1 pseudogene is annotated in these 456 nt (G+C 44.1%); it reads right to left on the bottom strand.

Features of this window, described 5'->3' with window-relative positions:
• Positions 1-456: pseudogene (locus H5092_RS20435) on the bottom strand (hypothetical protein); the annotation flags it as partial.

Here is a 456-nt window from a genome sequence, read left to right as displayed (position 1 = left end):
ACGTCCATATTCTGTGGTTGCACGTCCATCTTTTATTACTAGCTGGTATTTGCCTGAGTTAATATTTATACCCAATAAAGCAACTTCGTTTATGCCATCGCTGTTTAAGTCACCCAGCTCCATTACTTGCTCATTTGACCATACCGCTGGCCAGCTATAATTCGCTATGCGGGTATTGGCTAAGCGTCCGTCGTTTACACGTAAGAACATTTTTCCACTGTCGTTTTTACCAAACATTGAAACTTCTTTTACACCATCCCCTGTTCGGTCACTTAACAATAGCGGCTGCGCTGCTGTTAAGTCATTCGGCCAACTAAACGTGCGTATTACACCTTGTTTATCGTGGCCTTTTTTAACTACCCATTGGTAACGGCCGTCATCTTTACGTTGACCAAATTGGCCCCAGTCTGTGGTGCCATCGCCATCTAAGTCGTCCATTTTATGCAGGCTTATGTC

This window comes from Pseudoalteromonas sp. SR41-7 (genome assembly GCF_014163935.1).
GTDB lineage: Bacteria > Pseudomonadota > Gammaproteobacteria > Enterobacterales > Alteromonadaceae > Pseudoalteromonas > Pseudoalteromonas distincta.
This window is presented reverse-complemented; position numbering and strand designations above follow the sequence as displayed.